This is a genomic window from Streptomyces sp. NPDC059900, from assembly GCF_050270335.1.
Lineage (GTDB): Bacteria > Actinomycetota > Actinomycetes > Streptomycetales > Streptomycetaceae > Streptomyces.
This window is the reverse complement of the sequence record NZ_JBNNJZ010000612.1, coordinates 1-4,653: the sequence shown is the minus strand read 5'-3', so window position 1 is coordinate 4,653 and position 4,653 is coordinate 1. Positions and strand designations below refer to the sequence as shown.

At 69.0% G+C, this 4,653-nt stretch carries 4 protein-coding genes; 3 read left to right on the top strand and 1 reads right to left on the bottom strand.

What is annotated here, in order from left to right; all coding sequences use genetic code 11:
- Nucleotides 1-716, bottom strand: a 716-nt coding sequence (locus ACQKIP_RS40300; RefSeq protein WP_427745311.1) for a helix-turn-helix domain-containing protein, incomplete at its 3' end; no start/stop codon positions are given.
- Nucleotides 717-943: 227 nt separating this feature from the next.
- On the opposite strand from ACQKIP_RS40300, the gene ACQKIP_RS40295 reads away from it, so the two are divergent.
- The 3 genes from ACQKIP_RS40295 to ACQKIP_RS40285 all read left to right on the top strand — a co-directional run.
- The gene (locus ACQKIP_RS40295) at nt 944-1,408 is read left to right on the top strand and encodes a hypothetical protein (protein WP_365862154.1); all 465 of its coding nucleotides are present in this window, start codon (nt 944-946) and stop codon (nt 1,406-1,408) included.
- A 17-nt stretch (nt 1,409-1,425) separates the two neighbouring features.
- A complete protein-coding gene (locus ACQKIP_RS40290) occupies nt 1,426-1,902 on the top strand; it encodes a hypothetical protein (protein WP_365862155.1) in 477 nt (158 codons plus the stop codon).
- Between the two features lie 691 nt (nt 1,903-2,593).
- Nucleotides 2,594-4,653 (top strand): caspase, EACC1-associated type (locus tag ACQKIP_RS40285; protein ID WP_427745310.1); only part of this gene is annotated, 2,060 nt, incomplete at its 3' end.

Genomic DNA, 4,653 nt, shown 5'->3' with positions numbered 1-4,653 from the left:
AGCCCCTGACGCCCGGCCCCCTCGAGCAGCCGGTCGAGGGTGGTCCAGTCGAACTCTCCGCGGCGGGGCTCCAGCTGGGACCAGCGGGTCTCGCTGTCCCACAGCCGCAGGGCGCCGACTCGGAAGGACGGCATGGCACCGCTGTAGCTGTTCATCGTCACGCCGAAGAGTTCCGGGTCGACCGGGGCGGGCGGCCGCGCCCAGCTGGCTGCCGCGGCCAGGGCCGGCACTCGATCCGCCCCGGTCGGCACCGGCTCGGGATCCGAGTCGAAGCCGTGCGGTGTGCTTGCGATGGCCGTCGTGAGGACGAACAGGGCCATGCCAAGGAAGAGGGCCAGGCGGCGGAACCGCGAGGCGCGGCGTGAGCGCACCGGGTGCAAGACGACGGGAGCGGGGGTCCGCTGGGGGGACCCGGCAGCGGGCGGGATGGCAGAGGGCGGGGGCGCAAGTGCGGTATGTGAGCCGGGCTCCGTTGGCCCCTCCCCCGTCACGGCCTCCCAGCGCCGCAGCAGTTCGCTCAGCTCCGAGGGATCGGCACCGCACTCCCTGGCGATCCGCAGGACGAGGTCGAAGTCGCCCGGCACCCCCTTGCCGCTGCAGTACCGGTGGAGCGTCGAACTGCTGGTGAAGACCCTGCTCCCCAGCTGCTGGTAGCTGAGCCCGCTGCGCTCCTTGAGGCCGAGCAACGCGGCGGCCAGATCCCCTTCCCCGTCCACTCGCGTCAAGCCCCTTCACCCCCGTGACGGCTCTTTCATGGCGCCCCCAGGGTCCCAAGGGGCATCCCATCCCGTCTAGATCATTCCTGGTCATCGGCGTACCGCACGTCCCACGCCGGGATGGGACACCGGCCTTCTGGCGGTCGGGCGGATCAGATCGGCACAGTCGTCACCGCTGGGCCAAGAGGAAGGCCGGTCCGGCCATCACCACTACGACGGGGGGACTCATGCCTGTCCAGAACACGGCCCTGCGCCGTGCGACCGCCAGGATCACGCTACCGGTGATCTTGGCGGCGGCCGCGATCACGCTGACACCAACGCCGGCCTCGGCGGCAGAGGGCGGCGACCTGGAAAACCGCAGCAGCGTCGAGATGGAGTACGCGTCCTTCAGCGGAGGCGGCCGAGTGCACCGCTGCCAGGTCTGGAACGACACCCTCACCGCACGCTGGGCCGACTCCGAGAACCTCGCATGCAAGCAGTCGGCACTGCCTGCGAGCCGGGAGGTCGTCGGCCGGTACGACGTCGACGGTTTCACGTTCGAGGACCGGGCCTACGTCGTGTTTTTGCAGATGCCCGATCTCTCCTACCTCCAGGTACAGGTGGGCAAGGGCGTCTGGACCAAGATCACGAATGCCGACCGGGCTGTCTGCTCGGGTTCCGCCAAACCGCAGTGCGTCGTCACGATCTTCTGACCCGGAAGGAACCGACCATGAACCTGCGCAAGAAGACCGCAGGCCTGTTGGCCACGGCCGTTGTGCTCGCGGGCACCGCGCTCACCTCCGCCATACCCGTCCAGGCCGCCGCCGGTGCGGAGGCCTCCGTCAATGCCGTTGAGCCCACGCTCTCTGTCGACGCCGACGTCCCCGTCGGGATCAAATGGGTCAGCCGGTACTCCGAGACTCCCTGCTCCCCGGGACAGCTCTGCCTGTCCGTGAAGGACCCCACCAAGGGCGCGGACAAGTACTGGAAGGTGTACCAGCTCTCTGCCTGCAACGTGATCTACAAGATCTACAACTGGGAGGGCGGCGGCTTCTGGGTGAACAAGCAGACCGGCGGCGCCTACGGCACCTTCTACGCCGGCGACAACGGGGACGGCGCCTACAACCACACCGCCCCCTCCCCGCCCACCAGCAGCGGCGAGTACGGCTGGACCCCCATCAACAGCGTGCGGGCCTGCAAGGAGTAAAAGCCGGCACGGAAACGCTCACGGCCGTTGACCACAGCCGCAGGCCCGGCGGTGCGCCCCTCGCACGGGCGCACCCGCCGGGTCGGCGCGCGAGCGCGGTGCGGCGCGGGCATCAACAGATGCTGCCTCGAGCTGTCTGCCGGTCTCGTGCACTCCTCCCGGACGACGGTGGCTCTCACGGGTCTCTTCGGCGTGCGCTGACACGAGCTCGGTAGCCCGATGCCTTCCGCGCCCTGGACGGTGCAGGACTGGCAACAGCGGTCCGACGCGAACTGCAGACGTTCGGCCGGCGCAGGGACCGGCGGCGTGCGGCAAGGGGGCCGTCTTGTGCAGGCTCACCCCATGCCACGCACCAGAGGGCTGCGTACCCGAACGTGAACTGCGCTCGCGACCGGGCAGCCGGCTGGCGTCCACCCGGGCAGCCCTCCGCCGCCCGGCCTAGGCACCCCCCGGCGATCAGCGTTGCCATTCGCCGTCCATCTCGGTGCACAACAGGCCGGCGGGGGTGCGGATCTTCCGGAGCAACAGCCGCGATCAAGCAATGAGGCCGCGGTCCTGCTGTTGCGGGCCGGGGCAGAGCTCCCGGCGTGCACGGACCGGTGGCAGTACCTCATGAGTGCGCGCGTAGTGCGCGTGGTGTGCGCCGGCCCGTACTGTGGCGGGCAAGTCGCAGACACACTACGGGGGTTGCATGGCACGGCTGCCGGATCCGGAAGACTCCCGGGCTGTACTGATCGGCTGCAGTCGCTACACGGAACTCGAAGACATTCCCGCGATCCGCAACAACTTGTCGGACCTGGGGCAGATCATCGCCGGCTCCGACGGATTCCGGCCCGAGGGGGTCAACGTCATTGCTGATCCCCGTCACGCGAGCGATGTCGGGCCTCGGCTGCGGGAGGTGTCGGAACAGGCCTCGGATGTCCTGCTCGTCTACTACGCCGGCCACGGCCTGATCGACGCGGAGCGGGGCCAACTCCACCTGGCCCTTTCGGAAACCAGGGTGGGCGACCCCGCCACCACGGGCCTGCCGTTCGCGCACATCCAAAGCATCCTGAGGCGGAGCCCGGCCCGGTTCATCGTCCTCATCGTGGATTGCAGCTACGCGGGCGCCGCCCTCGGGGGTCTCGGAGGTGAATCGGGAGGCCTGGGAGGCCTGGGGGACAGCGTGTCGGGCGGTGTGTTCGTCCTGACTGCGACGGCGGCCACCGGGCATGCCATCGCACGAACCGGCGAGCCGTACTCGGCTTTCACCGGAGAGTTGATCAGGTTGCTGAAGCAGGGAATCGCGGGGCCGTACGAGTACCTGACTCCGGGCGCCGTTGCGGCCGAACTCCGGCGCACCATGACCTCCCTGACGCTTCCGCTTCCGCAGTCCATGGAAGCCAATGCCGCAGGGAGTCTTCTGGGACTCGTCCGCAACCCGGCGTACGACCCTGCTGCCCGGCCGGACACCGCACAGCCCCCGTCCGCCGACGGGACGGCCACAGCATCGCCCCCAGCGCCGGCCTCCGGCAGCACAGCCGTCGACCTGGACGTCGATGACGTTGAGTGGGTCCATGACACCCCGGCCACCGCGGACCTCCTGGGGCGGGCTCCGGTGGCGAAGGTGCTCGGGCTGCGGCTGACGGAAACACAGATGACGGAGCCCGGTACTTCCTTCCTGGTCCATCTCGACGGGCCATGGGGCAGCGGGAAAAGCAGCCTTCTGAATCTCGTCGAGCAGCAGGTGGACGATCACTTCCTCGTCGTGCGTTTCGATGCCTGGCAGCAGTCGCGCCTGGCGCCCTCGTGGTGGTCGCTGCTGACCTGCCTGCGCCGGGACGTCGCGCAGACCCGGGCCCGATGGCGACGGCCCTTTCTGCGCCTGAGGGAGTCTGCGGCACGGGCCCGCAGGACCGGTGCTCCCTATGCCACCGCCTTCGTCGTGGTCGCACTGCTTGCTGCCGTGCTGGGCTATCTCCTGTGGCCGCACAAACCCGGCCTGGCCGGCTGGGAACAGCAGCTCAAGGCGGGCACCGCTATCCTCGCCGCCCTCGCCACCCTCACAACGGGAGCATTGCTCGCCGCCCGCCTCCTTTTGTGGGACTCGGTGCGCGGCGCCAGACTCTTCGAGCAGACGCAGGCCAATCCGCTGGCGGACATCGCCGCCCACTTCCGATGGCTGTTGCGGCGCGCGGACAAGCCCGTAGTGTTCTTCGTCGATGACCTCGACCGCTGCGACCAGGCATACGTGGTGGAGTTCTTGGACATGGTCCAGACCCTGGTGAGGACCCAAAGAAGCCCGGGCCGGCAGGGGACCGAGCGCGCGGCCCATTTCGTCGTCGCGGCGGACGGCAGCTGGCTCAGACGCAGTTACGAGACCGCCCACGAGCAGTTCGTCGACAGCATCACCGAGCCGGGCAGGCCGCTGGGCTATCTCTTCCTGGACAAGTTGTTCCAGCTCTGCCTGCCGATGCCGACACTGTCCGGCCCCGCCCGGTCCGCCTATCTGGACCACCTTCTCAGAGTCACCGACTCACGTCAGCAAGAGGGTGGTTCGCCGCCCGACATCCGGTCTGCGTCACCGGGGCTGTGGGCCGAAGGCGACGTGATGGAGCGGCTCAGGCAGTTCGAGGAGGGGCGCGCGCAGTCCGTTTACGAGGCCATGCAGCGGCTCACAGAACGGCGCAGGGCCGAGCACACGCTGCGGAAGTTCCGCTCCGTCCTCGGGGACAACCCGCGAGCGGCGAAGAAGTTCCTCAACACCTACAG

Bases quoted from the DNA above. Each gene is read 5' to 3' on its own strand.
- ACQKIP_RS40295 (WP_365862154.1), top strand. From the start codon at position 944: ATGCCTGTCCAGAACACGGCCCTGCGCCGTGCGACCGCCAGGATCACG.
- ACQKIP_RS40290 (WP_365862155.1), top strand. From the start codon at position 1,426: ATGAACCTGCGCAAGAAGACCGCAGGCCTGTTGGCCACGGCCGTTGTG.